The 26306-nt window shown below is 52.9% G+C and carries 33 protein-coding genes and 1 pseudogene; 13 read left to right on the top strand and 21 right to left on the bottom strand.

What is annotated here, in order from left to right; all coding sequences use genetic code 11:
- Positions 1-141 precede the first annotated feature (141 nt).
- The 11 genes from ACG1VR_RS00250 to ACG1VR_RS00200 all read right to left on the bottom strand — a co-directional run bounded on the left by ACG1VR_RS00250 (position 142) and on the right by ACG1VR_RS00200 (position 7399).
- Positions 142-972, bottom strand: coding sequence for an N-6 DNA methylase (locus ACG1VR_RS00250; protein ID WP_395488812.1), 831 nt, complete (start codon positions 970-972; stop codon positions 142-144).
- 42 nt (positions 973-1014) lie between these two features.
- Complete coding sequence (locus ACG1VR_RS00245; RefSeq protein WP_395488811.1) at positions 1015-1281, bottom strand: hypothetical protein; 267 nt, start codon at positions 1279-1281, stop codon at positions 1015-1017.
- Positions 1282-1365: 84 nt separating this feature from the next.
- Positions 1366-1710: a hypothetical protein gene (locus tag ACG1VR_RS00240; protein ID WP_395488810.1), complete on the bottom strand. Its 345-nt coding sequence runs from the start codon at positions 1708-1710 to the stop codon at positions 1366-1368.
- A gap of 46 nt (positions 1711-1756) precedes the next feature.
- On the bottom strand, positions 1757-2038 hold the full coding sequence (locus tag ACG1VR_RS00235; RefSeq protein ID WP_395488809.1) for a hypothetical protein: 282 nt from the start codon (positions 2036-2038) through the stop codon (positions 1757-1759).
- Between the two features lie 97 nt (positions 2039-2135).
- A complete protein-coding gene (locus tag ACG1VR_RS00230; protein ID WP_395488808.1) occupies positions 2136-2492 on the bottom strand; it encodes a hypothetical protein in 357 nt (118 codons plus the stop codon).
- Between the two features lie 645 nt (positions 2493-3137).
- Complete coding sequence (locus tag ACG1VR_RS00225) at positions 3138-3512, bottom strand: hypothetical protein (RefSeq protein WP_395488807.1); 375 nt, start codon at positions 3510-3512, stop codon at positions 3138-3140.
- 61 nt (positions 3513-3573) lie between these two features.
- A complete protein-coding gene (locus ACG1VR_RS00220) occupies positions 3574-3897 on the bottom strand; it encodes a theronine dehydrogenase (protein WP_395488861.1) in 324 nt (107 codons plus the stop codon).
- Entirely contained in the window at positions 3894-4622 is a 729-nt protein-coding gene (locus tag ACG1VR_RS00215) for a plasmid SOS inhibition protein A (protein WP_395488860.1), read from the bottom strand. Before ACG1VR_RS00215 ends, ACG1VR_RS00220 begins: the two co-directional genes overlap by 4 nt.
- The gene (psiB, locus tag ACG1VR_RS00210; RefSeq protein ID WP_395488859.1) at positions 4619-5050 is read right to left on the bottom strand and encodes a conjugation system SOS inhibitor PsiB; all 432 of its coding nucleotides are present in this window, start codon (positions 5048-5050) and stop codon (positions 4619-4621) included. The genes ACG1VR_RS00215 and psiB overlap by 4 nt, the downstream gene beginning before the upstream one ends.
- A gap of 42 nt (positions 5051-5092) precedes the next feature.
- On the bottom strand, positions 5093-7102 hold the full coding sequence (locus ACG1VR_RS00205; RefSeq protein WP_395488858.1) for a ParB/RepB/Spo0J family partition protein: 2010 nt from the start codon (positions 7100-7102) through the stop codon (positions 5093-5095).
- A gap of 66 nt (positions 7103-7168) precedes the next feature.
- Positions 7169-7399: a DUF905 domain-containing protein gene (locus ACG1VR_RS00200; RefSeq protein WP_336239728.1), complete on the bottom strand. Its 231-nt coding sequence runs from the start codon at positions 7397-7399 to the stop codon at positions 7169-7171.
- Positions 7400-7469: 70 nt separating this feature from the next.
- Here ACG1VR_RS00200 and ACG1VR_RS00195 point away from each other — a divergent pair, with 70 nt between their 5' ends.
- Positions 7470-7619, top strand: coding sequence for a hypothetical protein (locus ACG1VR_RS00195; RefSeq protein WP_165764090.1), 150 nt, complete (start codon positions 7470-7472; stop codon positions 7617-7619).
- A 212-nt stretch (positions 7620-7831) separates the two neighbouring features.
- Positions 7832-8059, top strand: a complete 228-nt coding sequence (locus ACG1VR_RS00190) for a hypothetical protein (RefSeq protein ID WP_336239729.1) — start codon at positions 7832-7834, stop codon at positions 8057-8059.
- Positions 8060-8188: 129 nt separating this feature from the next.
- Here the strand turns inward: ACG1VR_RS00190 and ACG1VR_RS00185 are convergent, their stop codons facing one another.
- The 4 genes from ACG1VR_RS00185 to ACG1VR_RS00170 all read right to left on the bottom strand — a co-directional run bounded on the left by ACG1VR_RS00185 (position 8189) and on the right by ACG1VR_RS00170 (position 10466).
- Positions 8189-8695 carry an antirestriction protein ArdA gene (locus tag ACG1VR_RS00185; protein ID WP_336239730.1) on the bottom strand — a complete coding sequence of 169 codons (507 nt, stop codon included), beginning with the start codon at positions 8693-8695 and terminating at the stop codon, positions 8189-8191.
- Between the two features lie 399 nt (positions 8696-9094).
- Positions 9095-9511, bottom strand: coding sequence for a DUF1380 family protein (locus ACG1VR_RS00180; RefSeq protein ID WP_395488857.1), 417 nt, complete (start codon positions 9509-9511; stop codon positions 9095-9097).
- A gap of 56 nt (positions 9512-9567) precedes the next feature.
- Positions 9568-9789 (bottom strand): hypothetical protein, encoded by a 222-nt coding sequence (locus ACG1VR_RS00175; RefSeq protein WP_102750562.1) that lies wholly within the window; start codon positions 9787-9789, stop codon positions 9568-9570.
- Positions 9789-10466, bottom strand: coding sequence for a DNA methylase (locus ACG1VR_RS00170; protein WP_261905633.1), 678 nt, complete (start codon positions 10464-10466; stop codon positions 9789-9791). The genes ACG1VR_RS00175 and ACG1VR_RS00170 overlap by 1 nt, the downstream gene beginning before the upstream one ends.
- A 498-nt stretch (positions 10467-10964) precedes the next feature.
- On the opposite strand from ACG1VR_RS00170, the gene ACG1VR_RS00165 reads away from it, so the two are divergent.
- Positions 10965-11165 carry a hypothetical protein gene (locus ACG1VR_RS00165; RefSeq protein ID WP_395488856.1) on the top strand — a complete coding sequence of 67 codons (201 nt, stop codon included), beginning with the start codon at positions 10965-10967 and terminating at the stop codon, positions 11163-11165.
- 161 nt (positions 11166-11326) lie between these two features.
- Here the strand turns inward: ACG1VR_RS00165 and ACG1VR_RS00160 are convergent, their stop codons facing one another.
- Positions 11327-12724 carry an ATP-binding protein gene (locus tag ACG1VR_RS00160; RefSeq protein ID WP_395488855.1) on the bottom strand — a complete coding sequence of 466 codons (1398 nt, stop codon included), beginning with the start codon at positions 12722-12724 and terminating at the stop codon, positions 11327-11329.
- A 113-nt stretch (positions 12725-12837) separates the two neighbouring features.
- Between ACG1VR_RS00160 and ACG1VR_RS00155 the strand changes: the two genes are divergently transcribed.
- Positions 12838-12990, top strand: a complete 153-nt coding sequence (locus ACG1VR_RS00155) for a hypothetical protein (protein WP_395488854.1) — start codon at positions 12838-12840, stop codon at positions 12988-12990.
- Here ACG1VR_RS00155 and ACG1VR_RS00150 read toward each other — a convergent pair.
- On the bottom strand, positions 12979-13950 hold the full coding sequence (locus ACG1VR_RS00150) for a ParB family protein (RefSeq protein WP_125366812.1): 972 nt from the start codon (positions 13948-13950) through the stop codon (positions 12979-12981). The two genes, ACG1VR_RS00155 and ACG1VR_RS00150, sit on opposite strands and share 12 nt — an antisense overlap.
- The gene (locus ACG1VR_RS00145; protein WP_125366813.1) at positions 13947-15152 is read right to left on the bottom strand and encodes an AAA family ATPase; all 1206 of its coding nucleotides are present in this window, start codon (positions 15150-15152) and stop codon (positions 13947-13949) included. Before ACG1VR_RS00145 ends, ACG1VR_RS00150 begins: the two co-directional genes overlap by 4 nt.
- Before the next feature lie 360 nt (positions 15153-15512).
- Between ACG1VR_RS00145 and ACG1VR_RS00140 the strand changes: the two genes are divergently transcribed.
- The gene (locus ACG1VR_RS00140) at positions 15513-16133 is read left to right on the top strand and encodes a recombinase family protein (protein WP_395488853.1); all 621 of its coding nucleotides are present in this window, start codon (positions 15513-15515) and stop codon (positions 16131-16133) included.
- Between the two features lie 120 nt (positions 16134-16253).
- The gene (locus ACG1VR_RS00135; RefSeq protein WP_395488852.1) at positions 16254-17195 is read left to right on the top strand and encodes an Rpn family recombination-promoting nuclease/putative transposase; all 942 of its coding nucleotides are present in this window, start codon (positions 16254-16256) and stop codon (positions 17193-17195) included.
- Here ACG1VR_RS00135 and ACG1VR_RS00130 read toward each other — a convergent pair.
- A pseudogene (locus tag ACG1VR_RS00130) lies at positions 17192-17565 on the bottom strand (hypothetical protein); the annotation flags it as partial. The gene ACG1VR_RS00135 and the pseudogene ACG1VR_RS00130 sit on opposite strands and share 4 nt — an antisense overlap.
- Positions 17566-18103: 538 nt before the next feature.
- Here ACG1VR_RS00130 and ACG1VR_RS00125 point away from each other — a divergent pair.
- Genes ACG1VR_RS00125 through ACG1VR_RS00110 form a run of 4 tightly spaced genes read left to right on the top strand, consistent with a single transcriptional unit; the run spans position 18104 to position 20897 of the window.
- Positions 18104-19399, top strand: a complete 1296-nt coding sequence (locus tag ACG1VR_RS00125; RefSeq protein ID WP_395488851.1) for a serine dehydratase subunit alpha family protein — start codon at positions 18104-18106, stop codon at positions 19397-19399.
- 34 nt (positions 19400-19433) lie between these two features.
- The gene (locus ACG1VR_RS00120) at positions 19434-20183 is read left to right on the top strand and encodes an AzlC family ABC transporter permease (RefSeq protein WP_395488850.1); all 750 of its coding nucleotides are present in this window, start codon (positions 19434-19436) and stop codon (positions 20181-20183) included.
- Positions 20176-20496 (top strand): AzlD domain-containing protein, encoded by a 321-nt coding sequence (locus tag ACG1VR_RS00115; protein WP_395488849.1) that lies wholly within the window; start codon positions 20176-20178, stop codon positions 20494-20496. The genes ACG1VR_RS00120 and ACG1VR_RS00115 overlap by 8 nt, the downstream gene beginning before the upstream one ends.
- A gap of 20 nt (positions 20497-20516) precedes the next feature.
- Positions 20517-20897 (top strand): RidA family protein, encoded by a 381-nt coding sequence (locus tag ACG1VR_RS00110; RefSeq protein WP_395488848.1) that lies wholly within the window; start codon positions 20517-20519, stop codon positions 20895-20897.
- Positions 20898-21086: 189 nt separating this feature from the next.
- Here the strand turns inward: ACG1VR_RS00110 and ACG1VR_RS00105 are convergent, their stop codons facing one another.
- Positions 21087-21587: a DUF6622 family protein gene (locus ACG1VR_RS00105; protein ID WP_395488847.1), complete on the bottom strand. Its 501-nt coding sequence runs from the start codon at positions 21585-21587 to the stop codon at positions 21087-21089.
- Between the two features lie 56 nt (positions 21588-21643).
- Entirely contained in the window at positions 21644-22147 is a 504-nt protein-coding gene (locus tag ACG1VR_RS00100; protein WP_395488864.1) for a helix-turn-helix domain-containing protein, read from the bottom strand.
- A gap of 325 nt (positions 22148-22472) precedes the next feature.
- Between ACG1VR_RS00100 and ACG1VR_RS00095 the strand changes: the two genes are divergently transcribed.
- The 3 genes from ACG1VR_RS00095 to ACG1VR_RS00085 all read left to right on the top strand — a co-directional run bounded on the left by ACG1VR_RS00095 (position 22473) and on the right by ACG1VR_RS00085 (position 26255).
- A protein-coding gene (locus tag ACG1VR_RS00095; protein ID WP_395488846.1) for an IS3 family transposase occupies positions 22473-23701 on the top strand; the annotation gives its coding sequence in 2 pieces (ribosomal slippage) (positions 22473-22788 and positions 22788-23701; 1230 coding nt in all).
- A gap of 842 nt (positions 23702-24543) precedes the next feature.
- Positions 24544-25860, top strand: a complete 1317-nt coding sequence (locus tag ACG1VR_RS00090) for an aconitase X (protein ID WP_395488845.1) — start codon at positions 24544-24546, stop codon at positions 25858-25860.
- Positions 25857-26255, top strand: coding sequence for an aconitase X swivel domain-containing protein (locus ACG1VR_RS00085; RefSeq protein ID WP_395488844.1), 399 nt, complete (start codon positions 25857-25859; stop codon positions 26253-26255). The genes ACG1VR_RS00090 and ACG1VR_RS00085 overlap by 4 nt, the downstream gene beginning before the upstream one ends.
- The last annotated feature ends 51 nt before the right edge of the window (positions 26256-26306 follow it).

The raw sequence follows: 26306 nt of genomic DNA, 5'->3' as shown, positions 1-26306 counted from the left end.
TAACCAAAAGACAGGAACTTCAGACAACCTCGCGCCGGAATAACGCAGGCAGCGCGTCAGCGCAGCCTGCTTATTCTGCGCCGCAGGCGCGCGGCCTTTGATGCCACCAAAGGCAGGACACTCCCCTGCCCTTCTGGATAGCTATGCAGCGTCATTTATACAGCGCAAAAATTCGCGCATGGCACTGATACGGCGCTGATCGTCCAGCCGCTTACCAAAGTTGTTGATGTAGTACACAGGCGTATACCGCACCCTGTTTAACTGCATCGTCAGCGTATTGCCCGTGACCACCTCGGCAGGAATACCCAGCAGGGAAAGCTGAATAAACGCCATATCGGCCGCAACAGGATCAATATCGATGCAGCTTCCGAACATATGTTCAGACGGGTTATAGCCCGCCTCCAGCAGATACTCCGCATACGCCACAATCATTCCCGCCGCACCGCTTGCCGGATCGCTGACGGTAACGAATCCCTCACGGCGTATCGTTTCGTCGACGTCCGGCATCAGCAGCCTCGCCAGCAGTGACTGGACGTGATACGGCGTGAAATACTGTCCGTTGCGGTCGTCGCCAAGCTCAAGCTCCATGAAGATCGCGCCGAGGAAGTCGTGGAATTTGGCCTCCAGTGCGCAGACCATCAGGCAGAAGAGCGTATGCAGGTTGCTGATATCGCTCTCGCTGTACTTCGCGCAGATTTTGCGGCTCTGCTCAATATTCTCCGGCGTTCTTATCCGCGCCATATCCAGCTCGCTGGCGGCCAGCGTGATAAAGTCGCTGAACACCTCCCAGCGGCGCAGGCTGCGGGCGGTATCCCTGAACACGCTGATAAACTGGCGGCGGGCCTGGTCGATTGTCATCATCCGGTGCGGTATCGGCTGCGCATTCACGGTGGGCAATACGGGTTTAGCGGGTGTTACTGGTGCGGCTTCTCTCGCCTGATCAAAGAAGCTGGCAAAACTGAGTTGAGACATATTTCCTCCTTAAATGCCGCCCCTTGCGGGGCGGCACCTCCGTCAGTTAAATGCGCGCTTCAGTTCGAGCGTGCGTAACACCTGCCCCCACTCGCTTCCGCGCATGGCTGGAATGCGAACGGAGCGCCCCTTTCTGCGGCACTTTGCGATATGTCTCCCCAGCGCCCGCATTTCGGTGCTGAGTGCCTCCGGTGCGATTTCGCCGCGCTTAATCCGCACCTGCTTTTTAGGCGGCTGATTTTCCGCCTCGCAGATCTGGACATACAGGGTGGTCGGTGTAACAATTGACGCTCTACCGAAATGATTCATAGATATTTCCTTTTGGTTGAGGCCGGATTAATCGTTCCAAGGCGTCTAATCCGGCGGGTTAAGGCAGGCGAAAGCCTGCTTTTCTCATTTCTGGCGCTGCACTCCCTCCTTAACGCGTGCCAGAATCTCCGCGTGGTCAAGGTTGCTGTAGTCACGCATCCGGTAATAACGGATACCGATCCGCGCGTAGATTTCGGTCACATTGCCGCAGACCATTTCCGCCAGCATGAAGGTTTCATACTCGCCGTTCTGACTGCTGCGCCAGTTCATCGGGTACATCAGCCCCAGCGCATCATGGAAGGCGTGCACGTCGATTTCGACGGGCGCGGTCAGATATGACTTTTCGCGGCTCAGCCAGTACGCACGTTCGGCCTCACTGGTCGCATAAATACCCGCTTCGGCGCAGGATTCGGTCAGATTTAAGTGCATGGTTTATCTCCTTCTGGTTAATGGCGTTGATATTTCGCCGTGGTGGTTATTCGTCGAACGTGATGCCGGAAAAATGCGCCATCAGGTGCAGCATGTCGGCAATCTCGTCGACTTTCTGCTGAATGGCTGGCGTGGCTTTCAGGATGCGCGTGACAGAGGTTCTGAGTTCACCCATATAGCGGGTTGCAGACTCGCCCAACGCCGTTTTATCTGTATTGCTCTGGTATTTCATAAAGTCTTTGCAGACGTGGTTTTGCAGGCTATCAAGCTCGCATAACGCGCTTTTCTCCCATGCATCGAAGCTGAATGTGCCCTTTGGACTGGTCACGGCGGTTCTCCGTTGTCGCTGGCGGCATCCCCTGCCGCCGTGGGTCATACTGATTAACAGGTTTCCAATTCAGCCTGAAATAAGGGGGACGAACCTTTCAGGTATTGTGAGAGTGGAAGCCTTCTTCCCAGGCTGCCAGTAATTCCGGCTCATCCGCAAATATGAGGGGCGGAGTTTGTTTCGCGGCGCAGCTATCCAGAAAACCCAAGAAATACGCCCCCTCCAGGACATCCTCTATTTCCCGTTCAGCTTTGATACTGTCAATAACCCGCATTACTTTTGCTTTTGCAAACAGGATACGGATATCCAGACCACGCAACGGAGGCAATGTGCCACTCTTAATTAGAACTGGCTCCATCCATATCAACCCATCAGTTCGCCGGTACATTTTTTTCTCCCATCTTTCGGAAGATTCTTTGGTGGCGGTTTTGACGTTGACGTTGTGTGTGTTCATCCTGCTTTTCCTCCTGTCTGGTGGTTAATCCATCTCTCGGTGAGTTCCCTGGCGGCAAAGGGCAAAGGAGCAACGGCGGGGCGACAGGAGAAGGGCGGAGACAAAAGTTTTTGCGGTCCTTCGCAAAAAGTTTTGGCGGAGTTCATTTCACCCTTCGGATGACGACGCGACGGTGCTACGACCAGCCCTCCGCCCGGGAACGGACGCGAGATGGCTCACCAGAGGTATGAGAAGAGGATGAACACACCCGACACGGCGGAACGACGTGGCGTCACCTGAGTGCCGGCGGCTTTATCGCCGGCATGGTGAAAGCGGCGTGACCGGAACGGTCACTGCGAGCCGGTGTTGACGTTGCGACAGTGGGATGGAAGCCCGTCAGGGCGGAGACGGTTTACCGGCTCCGTTTACGACAGCCCCGGTTCCCGTCAGGGAAGTCGCCCGCAGTCATGGCCAGTGACCCCGTCCGACAACAGGCAAATTTGAAAAGATGATACAGACAACTGCCACCATAATTCGCAGCGTCCGTTCTTCCGAGGAGATTCACAGCAGGGTATTACAAAGCGTAAGGGGCATAAAAAAGAGCTGCTATACCGCAGGCATAACCGCTCTTTTTACTTTCCTGCCCTCACGCAGGCGTATTCTTTGTTACCTTCGCCTCCAGAACACCCAGCCACTGACCAGAATCAAAGCACCGCACAGCACCGCCAGATTCGGCAAGATGGTGTCGAACGGGCTGCTGAAAATTTCATCGGGGTTATGATCTCCCCAGAATTCCAGCTTGTATCCGATACCCCAGATAAAAAACGCCAGACCTGAAGCCACAATTCCCCACTTAAGGAGAAACAAGAGCACGTTGTCCAGCATACCAGGCGGATCGCGCCAGGTGATAACCAGCGCAATCAGGGCACAGATTGCCACCCCGGCATAATACGCCGTGCTTCCGAACATCTCCGGCGCCGCGTAATGTATGACCAGCGTAAACAGGCCATTTAACAGCGCGACCAGTATCCAGTATCTCATCTCTAAATTATCCCTTTTAAGCACCCTGCCGACCGTATTCTGGCAGGATATGATATCAGACTCAGTGAGGCGACTTTCCCCGAAAATAATCCGGTCGCGCCGTCAGTTCCCGCCCGATGAGTTCATCAGCAAACAGGGGCGCGATCCTGTTAACACGACGCGCCAGATTCCGTCGACGGGTTGCCGCCTTTCGCTCATCGCTCCAGCGCCTGATCGGCCGTTCATACAGAAAATCAACGCAGACAGCATATCCGGCTCCTGCCACCCACAGTGACATCACGGACTCAGGGGCTGGCTTCCCTGCCTCCACCACTTCTGACGCCAGCTCAGGCTCACCGGGACAGGGACCGGGACGCTTCAAGCGCAGTGAGTAACGCCACTTCATACCCGGCTCCGTGCTGTCAGCTTGTTAGGTACCATCCAGCGCTCCAGCTGCCTGACAGATCCCGGACTTTCCCGCGCCAGCGCACCCGTTTCAGCCATCACCGTCCAGAAAGGCTGGCTCTCCATCATCCAGCGTTCCATCGACGCCAGTGACGGGAAACGCTCGCTCCAGCGCCAGAACATCTCCTCAAGGTCGTACTGGCGCAGTTCAGTCCCCGACCAGCGCGCGCTCCAGCTGCCGACCGTTTCAGGCGTATGGAATGCCAGCTCAATCTCCGCCTGCCCCACCAGCGCCTGGTACGCCCGCTCACGCTGACACCGTTCTTTGTGCCGCTGGCGGGTGTATTTTTCATCCCGCAGGGCGTCCTGACAGCGAACCCGCTCGGTCTGCTGAAAGACCACCTCCGGAAAGAGGTGCTGTCCGGCACCGACAGGAAGTGGAAGCCAGCAACGCGTCCCGCGACTTTCAATCAGGGCATCGATGGCACTGAGCCAGCTGTCCCTGCTTCCCCGCAGCTCCCGCGCCGTCAGCACCGGCGCAAAATGATGAATTTCCCTGATAGTGATGCGCGTGCTGCCCGTGAGTCGCCGGAAAAAGGCGCTGGCATACGGATACATCGTGGACACCGCGCCGCGCGACCGCCGGCGTTCAACCTCAGCGATAGCCTCCATCGCGGCGCGTCGCTCAGGGCTGAAGGGAACCAGTGACAGGTTTGCAGGTATCATGCCGCGCCCTCCGCTGCCAGAATACTGATGATGCTGGCCTGACTGTATCCGTCCGCATCGAGACGCGCCGTCAGGCTGACGGTGTGGCTGACAAGCTCCGGCTGGTAGCCGCTCAGGGTACGAATGACGGAGAACGGGCGGCCGCTGGCGGGAACGAACACCACCATCCACGCCGGACTGATGGCACCTGGACTGCACACGGCAATATGGTAGTTGCCGTGCGGGGGCGTAAAGCGCACCTGCACGGGGAAGAACCCGCCGAACTCGCTGCGGTACTCGCCGTTCACATCCCAGTTTTCAGGGCAGGACAGGTCACGCATGACGGCGTGGGTCAGTTCACGGCGGAAGTCTTCGCCGCTGTCCCGCCAGTCCTCAAACTCATCACAGGACATCATTTTCAGTACATCGGGGGTCAGAATAGTGCGCATGGATATCTCCTTATTGCCGCCCCGTAGGGCGGCTCTCCGTTATCAGGCGGCGTGTGCCGTGTTGGTGGTGTCGTTGCCAGTGCTGTCGGTATCTGAAGCCGCGTCGTCAGCACCGGATTCAGCCGCTGGCTCTGGTCCTTTGAGCCATGCCGGAACCCAGCGGGTGTGCTGCATAAAGTGCTCCGCATGCGCTGCTGCATCGCCCTTCTTCATCTTCTCCGCGTCACCCGCCGCGCCCGTCAGCCCCGCCTCTTTCAGGGAGGCCACAATCTGCGGATGTTTCAGGCTACCGAAGTAGTTGTCCTTCGTCGGCTGCCACCAGTCGCGCAGGTGGAAGCCGATTGCCGCCTCGACAGTATCGAGGGTACTGCGGGAGGTGTGCCCCATATCGCGGGTCTGTACCCCGTCAACGGAACAGGCCGTGCAGAAGGCCATCAGCGACATCAACACCCCGCCGTCAAGGGCAAAGAAGGTGGTGAAGTCCTTCTCCCACCCTTCCGGCAGCAGGGCTTTCAGCCTTGCCTGTTCGGTCATCAGGATGTTAAACGCTGCGCCATCCTTACCGGACGGGGCGTTCTCCGTCAGGCTGCCGTGGGACACGGTCAGGCTGATACGGAACGGATGCGTCGTGGTCAGACAGCCCGAGAAGACGCAGGTACACATGCGCCAGACCATCAGCGCCACCGCCTTTTCGGGCTGCTGCATCAGCGCCGCCTGGACTGCCAGCGTACGCTCGGAGGTCATTTTAGTGAGCAGCGGAACGCTGATCCCCTCTGCGGCGTCAGGCTGGCGCGAGGTGAACGGCACCGTTACGCTGCTGGTTTCGGTTTCTTCCGGCATATCCGCTTTCAGGCGCACACCGCGCTGGACGTACACCTGCCCTTCGTACAGGCTGACCATCACCCCCGCGCCTGACTTCATGTCGTCAGTCCACGCGCTGACTTCTGCCGCCTCCTGAATGGCGAGGATGTCCGCTTCGATCGCATCCGACTCGTCGCAAACGCTGTCATATGTGTCGTACTGCTCCCGCAGCGCATCAAGACGCTGCTGTTGTTCAGGGGTGTACACCGGATCGGGTTCAACAGGCTGAACGAACGCCTTACCGTCTTCGCCGTGGTACCAGATGCGGGCTGCGCGTCCGCGACTCCATGCCCAGCCCTCACGCTGCTGAATGTCCAGAGCGATACGCTCCAGCTTCTCCTGCACCAGACGCTCAACCAGCACGCTGTCTGCCGTGCCGTCGCCCTCGTCCTGGCTGAACAGATCTTCACGAACGTAACCCCCTGCCGCCTCATACGCTTCGCGCCCGATAAACCGGAATTTGGTGTTGTCGGTGCGCATCTCGGTTTCGGTAATGGCGCGTTTAATCAGGTGTGCGGGCGCGTTCGACCAGCTGGCCTTCACGCTTTCAAATACCTCAACCTGACGGGCAGGATCGTCCTCGAGACAGAGCGCCTGACACTGCTCAACGGTCAGTTCGTCCTGTGCGAGCTTATCCATCAGGGAGGGGGCGAGGTTTGCCAGCTTCAGCATGCGCTGCACGTGGCGGGAGCCGAAGCCGAGGGCGTCGCCAATCTGTGCGGGAGTTTTGCCCTGCCCTGCCAGCGTACGGAAACCTGCGATTTGCTCGGCGGGATGCATGGCGGCGCGCTGCTCGTTCTCAGCAACCGAGGCGAGGGCCGCAATGTCGTCTGAGACGCGCTTCACCATGACGGTATGATCAGCCGCAAGACGGTCTTCCTGCGCCAGCAGATTCAGGGCAGTCAGTCGGCGGCCACCTGCGGCCACGCCGGATTGTCCGTCCGCGAGGGTGTGAACAATCAGGTTCTGCAGCAGTCCGAGTGCCTCAATGGAGTCGGCCAGACCGCGCACGCTGTCCACGGAATACGGAATGGTGCGCACGTTCAGCGGGGATTTAACGAGAGCAGACAGCGGAACATACTCGATGACGGCGGCCTCAAGGGCGGCTTTCAGGGCATCTTCCTGCGCCTTCTTGATTTTTTTAGTGCTGGTTTTTTTGGGTGCTTTTGCTTTAACATCGGTTACTGACATAGTTGATACCTCACTGATTAATGATTGTCCGGCCCTGCGGAGTGGCTGCTCCGGCAGGGCACCTTCTTACTGCGGCTTACGGATGCCGTAGTCTGCGATATAACGGTTGAGCCAGTACGTGCCGCCCGGCTCGAAGTTCCATGTGCGCCAGACCATTTCACCGTCCTTACGGACAACCAGACGAAAATGCGAACCCTGATCGTCCTCAATTGCCACGTTGGTGTACTGCGCCGCAACGACCTCAGCCTGTTCGCGGGTAAAGGTGTCGTCGGGTAAAACCGCCAGCGCCTCGCTCATGTTTCTCCTCCTTCTGAACCTGTTTTGCTTTTAAAAAACCCTCACCCGTTGAGTTGCCGGGGCCGCGGTTTTGACGTTTTGCGGGGACCTGCTGAACGCCCCCGCTGGTTGTTACCTTCACCCGTTTGAGAGCCGTTCGCCGCAGGGGCGTAAACCAGCGCGGGCGATGGCGGATGTCCGGGGCGCGGTTTACCGCGTGCCATTTACCCTGGACAGCTGACAGCGGCTGTGCTTGTCTCAGCCCCGGCGAAAGGACTCAAAAGGGTGAAAAAACCAGGCAGGGAATGAGCAGGAACCCGCCGCAACGACGGAACGCGCGGGCGCGAAACGGCGTTGCCCCGAAGAGGCCCGGCAGCATTACCGCCGGGCTGGTGAGAGCGGCGCATCCGTAGACGGATGCCGCAAGCGTGATGTAAAACCTGCGACAGTGCGATGGAAGCCCGACAGGGCGGAGACGGTTTACCGGCTCCGTTTACGACAGCGCCGGTTCCCGTCAGGGAAGTCGCCCACAGGCAGACACAACAGGAAGAAAACCGACAGGACAGCGATATCAGCCAGTACGCCATCGGTATGGCCACTATTGGCAACGACAACGCAGAGATTATCAACAGAACAGGAATATCGCCGACCGGCTACAACACATCGATACTCATACTCTGACACCACCGGGACATCAGGCACTGGCGGAGATACGCGGCGCCGCAGGCGCGGCGTACTTCGCCGGCAGGCAGAGCCTGCCAGGGTTTTGCGCGCGGGCTGACAGGCGGCTAAACCGCCTGCCGGGGAAAATCAGTTACTGAAGACATAACCGTCATGGAACACATAGCCGCTGCTGAACAAATCCCGGGCATACGCCTCAAAATCGAAGTAGCTGCGCAGCGGCTCCGGCACCTCATTCAGCAGGCCGTTATCGTCTGCCATCTCCTGCGCATAGTCTTCCTCACTTTCCGCCTCGCCGCGGTATGCATCATCAAACGCGTCATAGTCACACTCGCCGGTATACTCCGCCCAGGCGATAAAAGCGGCCTCCCTGCCCTCGTCTTCGGCGCGTTTGTAAGCGGCGATAAAATCCCAGTCAATGGAGCTTTCAGAGACGAACTGCGACGGGATACCTTCCTGGTCCTGGAACATAAATTCGGCGTCCCATTCATCGGCATGCAGCGCCTGACAGGCCTCGTAAAAATCCTCCCTGCCGTCAAACTCCGTCAGATCAAACCATTTGCCGAAAATGCTGCCGCAGTTGTATTTGTGATACGTACCCACATAAACAGCCGGTGTGGTCGTCGTAGTGCGCATAAAAAAATCCTCCATAGTCGATGTTGTCTGAGTTCCGGCTTACGCCGTGCCGACACGACAGCCCGACAGGGAGCGAAAAATGCAGGGGCGATGCATGAAGCCGCAGCGCCGGTAAACAGCGGAGAGGGTCTGGACGGTTAGCGAGCGAATATTGAGCGAGATAACGACGGGAAGAACCGCGACAGGCAATTAAATATACGGCGACCGGGTGAAAGCATCGACGTCAGTGAACCCTTGCATTTGCAGCGTTCGGGCTAGAGTAGAGGCACGGCGTAAGCCGCAGACCGCTCTGGACGTTACTCACCGCGAAGCCGGAACAGCGTGGAGGATGAGCCAGAAAAGCGGAGCGGCCGCGCGACATCCGAAAATGAAAAAAGCCGGGACTCACCCGGCTTTCCCTCACGCGGCCAGCAGCGCTTTGAGTACATCCACATCCGCTATGCCCTGGCGGATACGCGCCGGTGTCGGCCCGCCCGCCTCCCATGCCAGCCCCTCCTGGTGAACCAGCTCGCGTTCTGCGTCATGCACCAGGCGCGAAAGCACCTGCGCCGGGACCATCACCTGCCGGTTAACCACTTCACGATGGCGGGTCAGCAGATCGCACACCGACGCATCCGTGACGCCTTCCCGGCGATACACCTTCATGTCGCTGTTGCCGACCGTTTCCAGCAGGGCCGTAATCTCGTCGTCTGTTGGTCGCAGTTCCCGGCACGCGGAGTGAATCCCCTCCTCCGTCCAGACCAGCAGAGCCAGGGGTTCATCGTGGGTAAACATCCGCGCCAGTTCCTCACAAAGCGCTTCCCGGGTTCCATACATGGGTAATCTCCTCAAAATCGGGTAAGAAGGCCGGGCGGAACACCGCCCGGTCGCAGTCAGTCGTGAAAACAGTCGCTGAACGCCAGCACGCGCAGGTAAACGGTCAGATACTCCGCGTTGAGATTACGCAGGAAATCAGCGGCCAGCGCATCAACCAGCCCGGGGCATCCGTCGTGATACTTTACTTCCAGCGCCCGGATATGCAGGCGCAGGTCGCTCATGGTGCTGGAAAGCGCGGCCAGGTCGTCACGCAGTTGTTCATGTCCCTGATAATTCATTACGCGGCCTCCGGCAGGTCGTCGTTAGCGGCCGGGTACTGCATGGCGCGCCGGACGGCGGCCAGACGCTGCTGCCCGGCCCGGTGGTACTGCTCCAGCAGTTCGATACCGATGTAGCGACGGCCAGACTGGAGGGCAGCCACGCAGGTGGAGCCACTGCCGGCAAACGGATCGAGCACAATCGCGCCGGGATGTGTGAAGGACTCAATCAGCGGTTGCAGGCTGGTTACGGGTTTTTCGGTCGGGTGGTGCCGGTTGCCGCTGTATTTCCAGCCCAGTACGTCCGGAAGCGGGTTTTGCGGCAGACGTGGACGGCCTTTTGCCAGGATATAGGCGCATTCATGGCGGTAGCCGACATAAGCCGATTTGGACGAGTACGTTTTGGTAAACACCAGGTGGCCGACAACGCTGAATCCCGCATTTTTCCAGGCAGCCATAAAACGATCGACACGGTTCCAGCCGTAGAAACTCACCATCAGCGCGTCTTTTTTCAGCACGCGGTACATCTCATGACAGGCAGGTTGCAGCCATTCATCCGTTTTATCACCGGCAATGGTGCGGCCCTGACGGTCACGAAAACCAACGAGGTATGGCGGGTCAGTCAGTATGAAATCGACAGCCTTCTCAGGAATGCCAGTCATTACCTGCACACAGTCACCCAAAATCAGACGGGACATAATCATTCTCCTTATTCAAATGCGGCACCAGTTACGCCGTGCCGATACGACAGCCGGGCGAAAAGCGGAGCAGACAAGGGCACCACCGCAAGCCGCAGCGCAGATAAAAGCAGACGCTGACTGGACGGTTTGACGGCGAAAATTGAGCCGGAGAACGACGGGAAGACAGCGGAAAATGCATTTTGAAATCACTGCGACCGGGTGAGGATGGTGGCGAAGCCTCCCTTTTCTGCACAGCGGCCCGGCTACAGTAGCGGCACGGCGTTCACAGCAGAGCGGTATGAATGAGGAGCGCAGCGACATCGTATTTTCATCGTTGCTGTCCACAATTTCGGTGGGCAATCCTGTGTATAAAATGAGGGTATTCCGCGCAGGTCGCTACCAGCACCGATGACAGCACGCCTGACAAGGATGGTTATCTTTTAACCATCCACGAAGACTTCACTTTTCCTGGTGTGGTATGTTGATGCTGACTGTAAAAAACCGGAGCGGAGAAAGATGGACAGAGAAATGCTGGCAGAGTGGCTGCGGGATATTGCCCAACATATAGAAGAGGAAAGTCCACTGATTCGTGATGTCAGTGTGGATGATGCCCTTTCAGAGGAGGGGCTGGCCAGAAAGATCATCACTATCACGTTCAATGCGCCTGGTCATGCCCCACAGCCTGAAGAAGATGTCAGCAGCATCCCCCGACATTAAAACAGCATTAAGATGTTAGCCTCGGAAATTGAGTAATTGCCTGATCAAGAAACAAGAGAAGAGCAAGACTCCGCTATACGGGTAACTCGACATGATGCAAACGCTGAATACCCGAGTATTGCATATATAATTCGCGGGTATTCCATTCATTTACAGATACGTTATCCGTTTTCTTCAGCTTCCTTTTCATCATCACGTCTGAGGCGAGCTACGCTGCGTTCCACCGTGCTGAGAGGATTGTATACCCCTCTAACTGCAGCTGTTCTGGTACTTGCTGTATGGGCGCTATATTGCCGATCAAAATCCAAAACTATTCCGCACTTCTCTGCCTGCATTCTGACAAAGCCTCTGATCATGTTTTCCCTGAACCGAAACCATCCAGGCCGGACACCATCCTTCCCGACAAGCGCATGGCACAGAATTGATCCGTGATTTTCTTTACGAAGCCGAGCAAAACGACTGTCGAAGTTCTTCTGCGTCAGAGGTTCAATGTCGAGATACTTCATCACCTGGATATAGGAGGTAATGATGTGGTCTTTCATTCTGTTGAGGTCTGCACCTTCAGCCATCGCCCAAAGAATGTGATGCATGTGCTCATCTCGGCAGGTAGCTGCCTCATAACATGATCTGAGCGTTTCCTCAGCAGACAATACAGCCGCATCGAGCGAAGCTAGAAATAGATCACGTGTAACTGTGCTAACGACTTCATCCGCCATGTAACACTCATGAAGGAGCTTGCTGCACATGAGATGGACATAATAGGGAAATCCATCACTCAACGCGCATATACGGTCTGCGATATCATCAGGGATATTAATATCAAAATATCTAAATGCACTTTCAACGATACGCTGACGACCTGTCCAGTGTAGACGTTCAAGATCAACCTGTTCAATCTGTCTCTGACTGGACAGATGTCCACCAATCAAATCGGATACCGACTGCCCAATCCCGGTGAAGATGATACGAACGGGTACATCCCCATCGCTTAACTGCTTGAGCAAAACACCAAAGCGGGCACGCTGCTCCTCGCTACGGATCAGGTCAAATTCATCAATAACAATAACCGTGTTCTCCGAATAGCGTTCCGTCAGATAGTTCAGGGCTTCAACAGCACTGGCCATATTAACGACTGAACGAACGCGAGAAGTTTCACGCTCTTCAACTCGGGCTTCGGCTTTTAAAACAGGAATATTGAGACCAAAAGTTGCAGACGTTTTGTACCGATCTACCGGCATGCGCATCATTCCTTGGCTAATAACCGATTCGATGACTGTTTCCAGGGTCGAGTCATGGTCACAACTGACGGTAATAGGACGGTTATCCGAAGACTGGATAAGCGAAGCGGCTGTGTGGGCGAGGGAGGTCTTACCTACTCCGCGATCGCCATAAATGAACACATGTCGGCCCGGTGAATGAAGTGCCAGTTGTATCGTCTCCAACTGCTTATCCCGCCCAAAAAGTTTTTCAGGTGTACGCACTGGCACACTGAGAGTAAGCACTTCATTGAGCCGGGTGGCAAAAGTTGGTAAATCGCAACCTGCAATAGCCATGTCCATTCACTCCGAGAAGATAATTTAGGGGCTATTATACTGATTTCCTGAAAGCGAGTGCATGGCAACGCAGTGTAAATGCAGAAAGTAAATTACATAAGCAGGAACAGATGAGATACATGGATATTCATGTCTGGGAAAAGCGTGGTGATTTCAGTGTGAAAGAATTTCAAATTTCCCTTTACAATCAAATCAATAAGCATGAAATTGGCGTGGTGAAAAACATACAAAAAAAGGATGCTTTTCGGCATCCTTGTCCCTTACTCACCTGACTCTGGAAGTCTTTCCAGAATACGTTTTATTGCCTCATCAATCTCCGACTGTGCCTCAGCGGAAATACGGGAAAACTCATAAACAACAAGTCGCTTCTTTGGATCAGTTTTCTTTCTGGCAAACTGATTACGATCTGCAAATTCTCTCAGCTTCTCTGTTTGAATCGTTCTAGTTGGGAGGGCTGTCAGCAATTTGCTCTCCGACCGGATAACCGCAAGAATTTTGCTTTTATCAATTGCCGGATAATCTGGCATGGTCTTCAACCGATACTGAACTTTTTCCATCAGTTCTGTTACCGATGTTTGCTTGTTGTTTGCTTCTTCAGCCAGTTTCAGTAGAAATTGATAATCCGACAACGAAATATCATTTATCACCGGGAATACTGCAATCATTTCATCAGGCACTGCTGCGGCCTGGAACGCACGTGTCACTTTCGCCGGAGAGAGATTTTCTTTCAACGCAATCTCTTCTTTCGTCATGCTAGCTCCATAGGTGACTTCTAGCCGTTTTCCCAGCTCGCGAAGACTATGTTCTCTTGCTGTCTGGATATCTTTCGCCAGCTGCCGTGCATCAGTGAGTGATATATCATCTTTGGTTACCAGAATTTCGAATTTAACGTTATTAAAGATGCAGGCGGCACGACGTCGGGTCCCATCTAATATCTCAATTCTTCCATTTACTTCGCGTCCAATAGCCGGGAAGAATTGCTGCAGCCTTATCGTCCGGGAAATATCACTTACAGACTCGCGCGTAAGCATCGCCTGATCCCGTCCATTGACTGATGTATCAACGAACGTCTTTGATTCAATCTCACCGCTTAATACAACCGTTTTGACAAATTTGGCCTGCTTGCCAGATTTGAGTGTGAACGTTTTGACATCTCCGTCACCTTCAAGCATACGGGCGAACTCTGAATTGCTATTACCGAGAACTCGGCCACGAGCTAAAACCTTTTTCACTTAGATGCTCCCCGGATGTATTCAATGCGGTCAAAAACAGCTTTCGTAAACCGTTCTGCTTCAGTACGTGCCTTTTTCAGCGCTTCAGTACTACCTGGGTATGAAACAGGGTTAGCACTAATGATCGTGTCAAAAGATTCACCACATCGTTCGAATCCATCCAAACGTGGCAGCGACGAGTCCAGAATATTACTTGCATACACTTCGCGGGCCAGGCTATGCGAAGTTTCGTGATCGCGTTTATTAGTCATTTTGGACATGAAACCGATACTCGCACTCAGGCGTGGTTCTACACCTTCTTCTTCAAGACGCTCCAGCATTTCAGGCAAACGCGTCAGGTATTTAAGGGTTGAATGGAAATCAACCTGCGCCGGTGGGGTAGGGGTCAGAAGCAAATCACTCGCCGCCAGGCCATTCAAAAGGAACGGATCAAGATGGGGGCCGGTATCAATGAATACAAAATCATAGTCCCCTGCGATACGGTCGATGATTGTTTTCCTGAGCACTTCTGAAGGTTTAAGACCCGGCAAATGTTCTGCAACCAGAGACTCCCACTGACTCGCCACGAAGCCGTCATCAATAGAAGCAGGGATGACATCAACGCCAGGAATAATGGTGGGGCGAATAACAGCTTCTCGCAATGTTTCGGTATCGAGGTCATTCAGCATTGCCTGAGCAGCTGTTTCAAGGACCGTACCAATGCTATGGGTGTGATCCAGGAACATGGTACTGGAGGCCTGTGGGTCGAGGTCTATTACAAGGATGCGAAGATCATGCCGCAGCAGGTCCTGATGTACACGCAACGCATGTGCAAGCGTAACTGTACTGACTGTTTTTGATACACCACCTTTAAGGTTTACAACAAAAATCACGTAGGGTTCTTTATGGATATCGCGATATTTAGGTATGTGTCGGTGGGCGTAGATATCGATAACATTCTTTATCGTCAGAGCATATTGTTCGACGTTACCAATCTGCTTTTTATTAAATATATAGCCGTTTTCTTCCATTTCTTTCATGGCCAGCTCTACGATACGCCGGCTCAGCTTTGGCAGTTTTGCGACAGCGTTACGAGTATATGTCTGATGATACTCTGTAAGATTAAATTCTTTCCTTTGTTCCTCAATATCCCTACTCATAGCCTGAAGTAAAGCGCTTGCTCTGAGAGCTATAGTACCCACACTACCGTAATCGCGTTTCATTATTGTCCCCTCAAGATGGAATCCTTGCACATTGATGGCGTAAAAGCTCACGCTATTGTACACAACAAATAAGAACGTACAAAATAAAATGATACGACACTAAATTATTGTACATTCAAATCTAGCTATAACGTAGATCAAAAAGACGACTGAGACTGTACTAAAGAACAACCGTGACTCTGTTCAGAACTCGTTTCTGAATAGGGGAGGGGTTGGACAAGCCCGCAGGGCACGTCAGCCTGTCACATTGGGGTATGCTTTATATATACCACCAGTAAAGATACCGACGGATATTATTGTGACCACATAAGTGATACCATATTACGCAAGACCACTTAAATGTTACCAGAAGGACAAATAATGTTCGTTTTTGGTTACCTCCGGGCATCCACTTCAGAGCAGGATGCCAGCCGGGCAAAAAATGCACTGAAGTCTTTTGCAAACCAGCATGGCCACCGTATCGCGGGCTGGTATATCGATAATGTTTCCGGTACGACAATGAACCGTCCTGAACTGATCAGGCTTCTTGGGGATGCGGAACCTGGTGATGTCATTCTCATTGAGCAGGTCGACAGGCTTACCCGCCTGGATGATGCAGGCTGGGAGACGCTCAGAAAGCAAATCACTGACAAGCAGCTGGCCATCGTCAGTCTTGATCTACCGACCAGCCACCTGGCTCTATCCAGCACAATAAATGATGACTTTACCCGAAGTATGCTTAAGGCCGTAAATGGCATGATGCTGGATATGCTTGCCGCTATTGCCCGAAAAGACTACGAGGACCGGCGACGCCGCCAGGCTGAAGGTATTAGCAAGGCAAAAGCGGAGGGCAGATACCGGGGCAGGGTGGCCGATGTGCATAAACATGAACTGATACGCACTCTGCGCCTGGTTCATGGAAAATCACTTCGCGAAACTGCCCGACTGGCGGGGGTATCTAAAATGACAGTAATTCGCGTCTGCAACAAAGAAGAAGGGTAAAGAAGGGGACCGAACCACCCGGCACAGTCCCCTGAAGGAATGGCAATTCCGTTCACCGCCAATATTAGCTTTTTCCGGGCTGTGATAACATCTCCGGGTCATTTTTCAGAGCCAGGGCCGATGAAGAAGAAAAACAGCACCCCCACTCCTCACGATGCCACGTTCAGGCAGTTCCTGACGCAACCGGATATTGCCCGGGATTTTATGGAGCTGCATCTGCCGGCAGAACTGCGTGCCATCTGCGATCTCAGCACGCTGAAGCTGGAATCCGGCTCGTTCGTTGAGGATGATCTCCGCCAGTATTTCAGCGACATCCTCTACAGCCTGAAAACCACAGCCGGCGACGGATATATTCATGTTCTGGTCGAGCACCAGTCTACGCCAGACAAACATATGGCTTTCCGCCTGATACGCTATGCGGTGGCCGCCATGCAACGCCATCTGGAGGCAGGACATAAAAAACTGCCCCTGGTGATACCGGTGCTGTTCTATACGGGTAAGCGTAGCCCGTATCCGTACTCTACTCGTTGGCTGGATGAATTTGACGCTCCCGAGCTGGCAGGCAAACTCTACAGCAGCGCTTTCCCACTGGTAGACGTTACGATCATTCCGGATGATGAAATCGCTGGCCATCGCAGTATGGCCGCACTAACTTTACTGCAAAAGCATATTCACCAGCGGGACCTGGCAGAACTCGTTGACCAGCTGGCGCCCATCCTGCTGGCCGGATATCTGTCTTCATCACAGGTAATATCGCTGGTACACTACATAGTGCAGGCAGGCGAAACATCGGACGCCGAAGCCTTTGTACGCGAACTGGCACAGCGTGTGCCGCAACACGGAGACGCACTCATGACCATCGCACAACAGCTCGAACAAAAGGGCATTGAGAAGGGGATTCAGCTCGGTGAGCAACGCGGTATTGAAAAAGGCCGCAATGAAGGCAAACAGGAAGGTAAACTCGAAGTTGCCCGTACCATGCTGGAAAACGGTATCGCCCGCAATACCGTCATGAAAATGACCGGACTGTCTGAGGACGACCTGGCGCAGATCCGCCACTAATCCTTTCCTGTTACTCCCTGTCTGGCCATCAGAATAAACTGGTGGGGCAGGGAGGCACCAGAATCAAGCTCCGCCAGCCAGCCACAGCGATTAAACAGCTTAATAACTCCTGCTACGTTTCCCGTCAGACGCGCTGTTAGCGGATTTATCTGTCGACCGCTGCCGTCAAAACGACATCGAAATTGGCCCGTGAGAGATAAATGCTATTGACGCCCGCACTGATCGCCACGGCGTTCCGGTCGGACCATTCCCGATCACTCAGGATACGGTAGTTCCAGTGCATATCTTTTGCTGTTTCCAGCGCATAGGTCAGCCGGAACAGATCGTTCTGTTCAGACAACTCGCCGATGCAGGAACGCCAGACGTAATTGGGGTTTGGGGAGTAGTGTAACCAAAAAGACGGTTAAGCGGTTAAATTGAATGGTCAATAACAGGTAAATCAAGGTGTTGGGATCAACTGCGCCAGTTTTCTCCGCAAACAGACAAAATGAGTATAGTTAATTTGGCTATCGTGAAAGAGGTAGCTAAAAATGGCAATCTGCGATGTAACTTGGCCTGATACTTTTTGGCTACTTAAAATGACCGTTTATGCGCTTTTTTTCCAAAATTGCATATCCCGATAGTACGGGAATGAGAATCACTCTCAGCGTAAAGAGAAATTATTTCTATTTAAGGGAGTGTGATCCTTATCACTTCCTATCAATCAACTCATCATATTTAATGATTAACTTTCTGTTTTTTAGACAAAAAAATAACATATGAAATAATTTATTACATTTAAACATCTATGTTTAAAGAGAATTATTTTCTAAACCCACAACTTCTTTATGTGTTTTTTGGAAAAAGATTCTCTTACTTTTCCATCATAATAACTCCAGTGAATTAATTGAAATACTGGAGTGAGTAATATGTCAGAATTAAAAGATGATGTTTTTCTACAGTGGCTTAAAAAAGAAGTCAGGCCTGCGCTGGGATGTACAGAACCGGTTGCAATAGCATTTGCTGCCGCCACAGCCTGCAAATACCTGAATGAACCCTGCATCAGCATTAAAGGTTTTATTTCTGAAAATCTTTATAAAAACGCAATGGGGGTCACTATTCCTGGCACCAGTTGTACTGGCGTTGCAATAGCAGCTGCGGTGGGTGTGTACGGAGGTGATCCGGATAAAGGACTCGAAACCCTCAGGGGGCTCACGGACGTACAAACGAAACAGGCACAGGAAATGGTCAGCAATGCGCGGGTTAATATTTCCGCTCAGGATACCCCCGACTTTATCCATGTCGACCTTACCGCAACAGGGGCCGTTAACAACTGTCGGGTGGTTATAAAAAAAAGCCATACCCGTATTGAAGAACTTTATATTAATGAAAAGCCAGTGACTCTGGTATCACAAACGGAAGATAAGGACGCTGAAGCTTCTCCGCAAAGTTTTTCTATTGAGGATGCATATAATTTTATAACAACAGTTTCTCTGGAAAAGATTGAGTTTATTCTGGAAGCGGCTCGCCTTAATGCTGCGTTGTCTCAGGAAGGCCAGCAAAGACCTTATGGGCTGAATATCGCAGGTACACTGGCTACCACCGTCAGGCAGGGCCTGATGAGCGATGACCTTCTGTCACGTATACTGATCAACACGGTAGCCGCATCAGATGCCAGGATGGGAGGAGCTGCGGTGACGGCCATGTCTAACTTTGGCTCAGGTAACCAGGGGATCGCGGCAACAATGCCGGTAGTCGTTCTTGCTGATGAGCTGAAAAGCAGTCGGGAAGAACTTATCCGGGCGCTGGCATTATCTCACCTGGTTGCTATTTCTGTTCATGCACGCTACACGCGGCTTTCCGCTCTGTGTGCTGCCTCAACTGCGGCAATGGGGGCCGCTGCAGGAATGGCCTGGCTGTTCACCCGCGATCTGGGTGTGATCCAGGCAACGATCATTAATATGGTCAGCGATGTCAGTGGGATCATCTGCGACGGAGCATCCAATAGTTGTGCCATGAAGGTTTCCACCGCCACGATGAGTGCATTCAGGTCCGTACTTATGGCCCGGCAGGGAATACAGGTCAGCCCTCATGACGGGATTGTGAGTCAGAATGCGGAACAAACGATAGATAATCTGAGCCGGCTGGTTGTTAAAGCCATGCCCGCCACTGACAGGGAAATCATCCACATTATGACGGAAAAGGCCGCACTGACACACAGTTGAGTCCAGGCCCGCAAACCCGTTCAGGAGAAAGATAATGAATAAAAAGGCGATAATTTTAAGAGGGGTGAGCACAGTCATGCCCCTGTGTATTGGCGATTTCCCGTTTTCGTTTATCGTTGGCGCACTCAGCGTAAGCCTGGGAATGAGTGTCTGGCAGAGTACCGCATGGTCATGTATTGTGATTGCCGGTTCAGCACAAATGCTGGCGTTAAATATGCTAAAAACTGGCGCCAGCCTTGGCGTAATTATTTTCACCACCTTTGTGATAAACCTTCGCCATGTTTTATACAGTGCGTCTATGGCCGGAAAAATAAGGGAAGCCCCTTTTTTTAAAAAATGTTTTATGTCCTGGGCCCTTACAGATGAAGTATACGCTACCACTGTCAAAGAAATGGATGAAAACAAAAGCGATAAGTATATTTTCTATTTTTCAGTCATGCTGACTTTCTGGGGATTTTGGGTACTGGCGAATTTCCTGGGAGCAATCATCGGTTCTTCTTTCCCGGATATCCAGAAATATGGCCTCGATTTTGCGATGGTCGCCGCATTTATCGCTATTGTGGTGCCACAGATTAAAAGTCAGGCCTGTACGGTTGCCGCTCTGGTAGCCTCAGTATCCGGAGTATTACTGGTTGTATTGCCCTGGTCCCTGGGGATCGTCGTAGCTTCATTATTGGGCGTACTGGCTGGATTAGCTGTGGATCTGGCAGAGGAAAGAAAGCTTAACGCTGAGAATACAAGTACGGAGCTTATGCTCGCAAATAAGGAGGCCGGACATGAGTAACAGCTATTTTTTAGCACTGACGTTGGGAATGGCAGCAGTAACATTTCTGATCCGGTTTTCCTTTATCGGAATAGCCGGAAAGCTGGATATGAGTGAACGCGTGAAAAAGACGCTTCGCTTTGTTCCCGTAGCAGTTCTACCCGCAATAATTACCGTTCAGATACTGGGTGTTAATTCACATATGGAGTTTGATCTTCACAACCCCAAGGTAATTGCAGCGATTATCTGCACGTTGATTAGCTTCAGGTTTGGGCTGGTGTGGGTTGTTATCAGCGGGGTCGGCTCGCTGGTTCTGTTAAACACCTTTATGTAACTGCAGAGAGATATAGTGTAATGACTGTTATCAATACAAAAAATGCCCCTGCGGCGATTGGCCCTTACGTTCAGGGCGTGAACACGGGAAAAATGGTTATGACCTCCGGGCAGCTACCGATTGATCCTCTTACCGGCATGATGTCAGCCGCGATAGAAGTTCAGACATTTCAGTCCCTGGAGAATGTCAGAGCCATAGTGGAAGCTGCCGGACTCACTGTTGCGAACATCATTAAAACCACGGTATTTGTGAAAGACCTGAATGATTTTTCCGCTGTGAACGTTGTTTATGAAGCTTTCTTTACGAAGTACGGAGCACCTTTTCCGGCACGCTCCTGTATCGAAGTCGCGCGGTTGCCCAGGGATGCAAAGATAGAAATTGAGGCGATCGCTGTAGCGTAATCACCGGCTGACAGCAGTCCTGTGGGCTGCTGTATTTATAACTCTTTGATTAACAGATAAATGACCATTTAAATTGACTGCTTAACGGCGTTTACTGTTCCGTTACTCCCCAAACCCCTTTAATCTGGCGTAAGCCAACAACAATTGATAGCGGGTCGGAGGGCTTCAATTACAGGCAGTTACGGTTAATCACTTTTTGCTGTACCAGGGTATGAAAAGTCTCAGGGTCCCCCCCCAGAATACGCCATCAACAAGTCCCGTCACACCGCCAAACAACATACAAAAACTTGCGGATGACCGTAATCCCGGCTGCAGATAAATGGCTGAGGTAAGTATAAACTTCATGCAAAAAGTAATCACAATCAGCCCCAGGGTCAGCGGCGTCCCGGCCCTGATAATCATGCCCGGATTATCTGAATTTCTCAGCGGTGGCTGTGAGCGCCACAACCTGTATCCAAGAGCGGTACCTGCGAGCAGTCCAACTGCCATCATTGTAAGGCTTGCGCCAGCAAGTGCTGTTTCAGTGATAACACCATATGTCCCCCAGACAAGAAAAATCACCGGGAGAAAAAACAACCGCCCGGTTGTCATCTCCCGGTCATAAAGAGCAGCAAAGCCGCGTCGCAGTAAAAAAGCCAGCAGGATCCATACCCAGACGGGTGTGTTTCGTAAAAAGTCTGCAATATCCATAATTTTTCCCAGTTTCGAAAGTTAATCTTTTTCAGTACAGGTGAATCGGCACAGGATTACTTTTCGGTGGTATTGTTATTCGATCTTTTATTTCCTGACCGAAGAATTTTCTGCAACCTGCGTTGTTGCCATAAGGCGATTTTTCCTCGCATGATAAACACGCGTATCCCCCTGAATATAACAAGTCCTCCCCATATAACAGCTACCACAATGGACCAGTAACTTTCCGGGGTAAACAGATAGTTAATTATCGTTAATGCTGTACATACCAGAACAGCAGTAGCCAGAACTCGATAAAACCGGGTTTCCTGCGCTACCTGAATTCTGGCTTCGCTGATGTGTTCATCAAGAGCCTGACTGGCAACGTAAGTTTCTTCCGTGAGATCAGAAACATTTACACCAAAGGCTGAAGCAATCGCACTGATTGTTTCCAGACTCGGCTTCTGGTCTTTTTCAGTTCGCTGCACGGTCCTTACAGAAAGAGAGGCGACTTCAGCCAGTTGTTCCTGTGACCATGCCTTTCTCAGACGATATGCTTTCACCTTTTCAGCGACAGTCATCATTGTTCCCGTTATCTGCAATACCTGCGATGATACTTGCATATCAGTCCGGCACCGTATACGACACCACCATGACAGCAAGGCGACACGCCAGTGACATCAGGTCGGAACGCGGCATATGCCGGGCCTGGTTAAGGACCAGCGGATAGAGTTATACCTGACGCTGGCAATGGAAACAGGATACCAGACACCGATAACCGCCACACCGTCAGAGTCGGAGCTTTCATCCAACCTTAGACTGGCCCCATGAATCTCCAAACAGTTGGTATCACTTAAATTAGTGATAGTCTTAATACTAGTTTTTAGACTAGTCGTTGGAGTCCGGATGATTGATGTTCTAGGTCCAGAGAAGCGCAGACGGCGCAGCGTTCAGGAAAAAATCGCCATTGTTCAGCAGAGCTTTGAGCCCGGAATGACCGTGTCGCTGGTCGCCCGTCAGCATGGCGTTGCTGCCAGTCAGCTGTTCCTGTGGCGTAAGCAATATCAGGAAGGCAGTCTCACTGCTGTTGCCGCTGGTGAACAGGTTGTACCCGCGTCGGAGCTGGCATCTGCAATGAAGCAAATTAAAGAGTTACAGCGCCTGCTGGGCAAAAAAACCATGGAAAACGAGCTGCTGAAAGAAGCCGTTGAATATGGCCGACAAAAAAAGTGGATAGCGCACGTGCCCTTGTTGCCGGAGGATGGCGAATAAGCCTTGTCAGTCGTTGCCTCCGGGTCTCACGTGCGCAACTGCATGCCATGGCCCGTCGGTCGAAGGGTTGGCAGGATCGTCGGTGCAAGCGCAAGCCTGATGATACTGAAGCGCTGGCTCGTATCCATACAGTTATCGGCGATCTGCCCACCTATGGTTATCGTCGGGTATGGGCACTGCTGCGCAGACAATCAGAAACTGACGACATGGCGGTGATCAATGCCAAACGCGTATACCGCATCATGCGTCAGAATGCGCTGCTGCTTGAGCGTAAACCGGCAATACCGCCCTCGAAGCGGGCGCATACAGGGAAAGTGGCCGTTGGAGAAAGTAACCAGCGGTGGTGCTCTGACGGCTTCGAGTTCAGCTGTGATAACGGTGAAAAACTACGGGTCACGTTCGCGCTGGACTGTTGCGATCGCGAGGCACTTCACTGGGCGGCCAGTACCGGTGGGTATGGCAGTGAAACCGTGCAGGACGTCATGCTGGGTGCAGTAGAGCATCGCTTCGGTAACAGGCTGCCGACATCCCCCGTTGAGTGGCTGACAGACAACGGTTCAGCCTACCGTTCTCATCAGACGCGTCAGTTCGCCAGAATGGTAGGACTGGAGCCAAAACATACGGCGGTACGTAGCCCGGAAAGCAACGGAATGGCGGAGAGCTTCGTGAAAACGATGAAGCGCGACTACATCAGCATCATGCCAAAACCTGACGGGTTAACAGCGGCAAAGAACCTTGCGGAGGCCTTCGAACATTACAACGAATGGCATCCGCACAGTGCACTGGGATATCGTTCGCCACGGGAATATCTGCGGCGGCGAACCAGTAATGGGTTAAGCGATAAAAAGTGTCTGGAAATATAGGGGCCAATCCAAACCTGCGCGGCTGAGCTGCATGACAGAATGCTGACGGTTGGTTTGCAAATATGACGATGTCTGTTTGCAGTTATTGTGGGTCCGGCGAAATGGATTGCGAGCCGGGCAGGATAAATGCGAGCCCATTGTCACTTAATGTGAGTCGGCGGTGTTTTTCATTTGCAGTTAATGTGAGCCGAAATATGCGCTGATTGCGAGTCGGAGGGATTTCGATTGCGAGCCGCTACACATAGTAATTATGACGCCCAGCATAACTGTCTGTGCACAACCCTGCGTCTGTCACCCGAATGATTTCCCCTGACGTTATCATTTACAGACTTATAATACGCAAGCATATAGCCACTCCATTAAATTACCGGAGAGCCGTTTCCGGTAGATCCGACTTTCTGTCTTATAACAACTTTCCGGAAGTGTACCACGGTCATGGAATAAGCAAAGCGACAATATCAGCCGCTGGGCAGCAGGTCACGCTCAGGGTGGGAAATACAACATATAGTGTCAAAAGCAGCCAACTAAGACACTACATGTTGTGTGGAGGGGCCGGTGACGATCGGGAGATCCGGAACTGACAAAACTGCCCCGCATACCGGATGATCAGGCCTGGGTTACCCTGTTAAAGCAGGCCGCTGCCGGTTCATTACGCGATCGCCTGATGCTGACACTGGCTTATTATGGCGCACTGCGGCGGGCTGAAGTGAGACAAGTTGGCCGCTTATTGCTATTAATATTCTGATTATTGATATTTCCATTCCGTTCGTAGTGTTAATTTTTCGTCAAGCTAAACATTGAAAAGGCCTCCTTGATACGGCTTTAAAAGGAATCAATGACTTATGCAATTAACCGAATCGGATCGGGCATACCTTGCCGGCGCGGCCGGGCCCGGTGTGCAAAAGTGCATGCAGGTGCTCGTCAACTTCTCGAAAGCCTTTGGTGCGCCGAAGCTGGTCAACATCGGCAGCGCGCACGTTATTCCCAATATACCCTTGGGGCTACTGGAAACCCTGACGGAGGGGGTGAAGACGCTGCCGGTGATGACAACTTTGCATCCCCATATGTCCGCACTTTGCCCTAATGCTTGGCCGGAGATGGGCATCGATACGCAGTATGCGCAGGCGAAACTGCCCGATGTGAAACGCCGCGCGGCCCTGTTTGCGGAGAAAGGATTTAACCAAACCTACACCTGTTACCCGGCAATGGTGGGCAGCCTGCCGAAAAAAGGGGACTACGTTTCTTGGATCGGTTCCGGGGGCCAAGTGTTGGTGAATTCGACGATTGGTGCGCGCTGCAATCGAGACGGGGCGCTGCTTACCCTGGCGGCGGCTATCACGGGGCGTTCGCCTTATTATGGGCTGTTCCTGGACTGCAACCGGCTAGCGGAGATTTTGGTCTCGTTTGACGGTCTTGATGCTAATCGGCTCTCAAAAACCGAGCTCAGCGCGATAGGTTATTATCTGGGAGCGCAAGCCAAATCGCACAATATTGCGATCGACGGCATCGATCCTGAGCTCGGCATGGACTATCTGAGGCAGATTATGATCCCGCTGACGGTCACGGGGGCGGTGGGGGTTTGTCATGTTCTCGGAGTCACGCCGGAAGCAGGCACGCTGAAAGAAGCGTTTGGCGGGCGCCGTCCGGTGAAAAAGATCTCGGTCGATCGCGAGATCCTGCGCCGTTCGCTGGCGCTGTATGCGCCGCAAAGCGGGGCGGGGGAGGGCTTGTTGTCGCCGCTGGCTGACGTGACGGCGCAACGGGATGTCGCTCCGACCGATATGGTGGTGCTGGGTTGCCCGCACCTTAGCATTCAGGAGATTCGTTTACTCGCCGGTTTGCTGACGGGGCGGAAGATCCCGAAGCACAAGCATTTATGGATTGGATTGGCGCATCAGCAATACTCGCTCGCCAGGGAAATGGGCTACGTTGCGACCATCGAACGCGCGGGCGGCGTTATGGCCAGCGTCTGTATGTCTACCATTCCCGACTCTCCCATTCCGGCGCAGGTGAACTCCGTAATGACGTCTTCGATGAAAGCTGCTCACTACATCTCGCAATTGAACCAGAAACGCCTCTCCGTGGGTGTCGCAGATATAGAATGCTGCATTCGGTCATTGCTCGACTCAACCGCCGATACACTGCAGGTGACTACATGAAATTACTGGCCAGATCACTGAACCCAGGGGACGTAGTCGCCGAGGTGTTTCTCGTCGAACAGGCGTTTTCGTTTATCGGCGACTTTGACCCTCAAACCGGGGCGCTGCTGATCCCGCATCATCCGCGCTATGGCGAGTCGCTGGCGGGAAAGGCGCTAGTGTGTCCGGGGGGCAAGGGGGGAACCATGGCGCCGTTTTTAATTTACGAGGCGTTTCAACTGGGTAATGCCCCGGCGGCGATTATATGCAATCACGCAGATCCGATTCTATTTGAGTCGGCGATGGCGATAGATATCCCCATTTTTGACTGCTTCGACGGGGACGTATTGGCGCTTTTCAAGCACGGCCAACAGGTGGTGATTAACGGCGAGGACATTGCCATCGAGACGTATTAGATAGCTATAGCGGCTCGCAATCGAAATGGCACTGTTGCAAAGTTCGCGATG

It is taken from the genome of Cedecea davisae, from assembly GCF_044095835.1.
In the GTDB taxonomy this organism is placed as follows: domain Bacteria; phylum Pseudomonadota; class Gammaproteobacteria; order Enterobacterales; family Enterobacteriaceae; genus Cedecea; species Cedecea davisae.
Note: the sequence above shows the minus strand (reverse complement) of the source record. Positions and strands in the feature narration are given on the sequence as shown.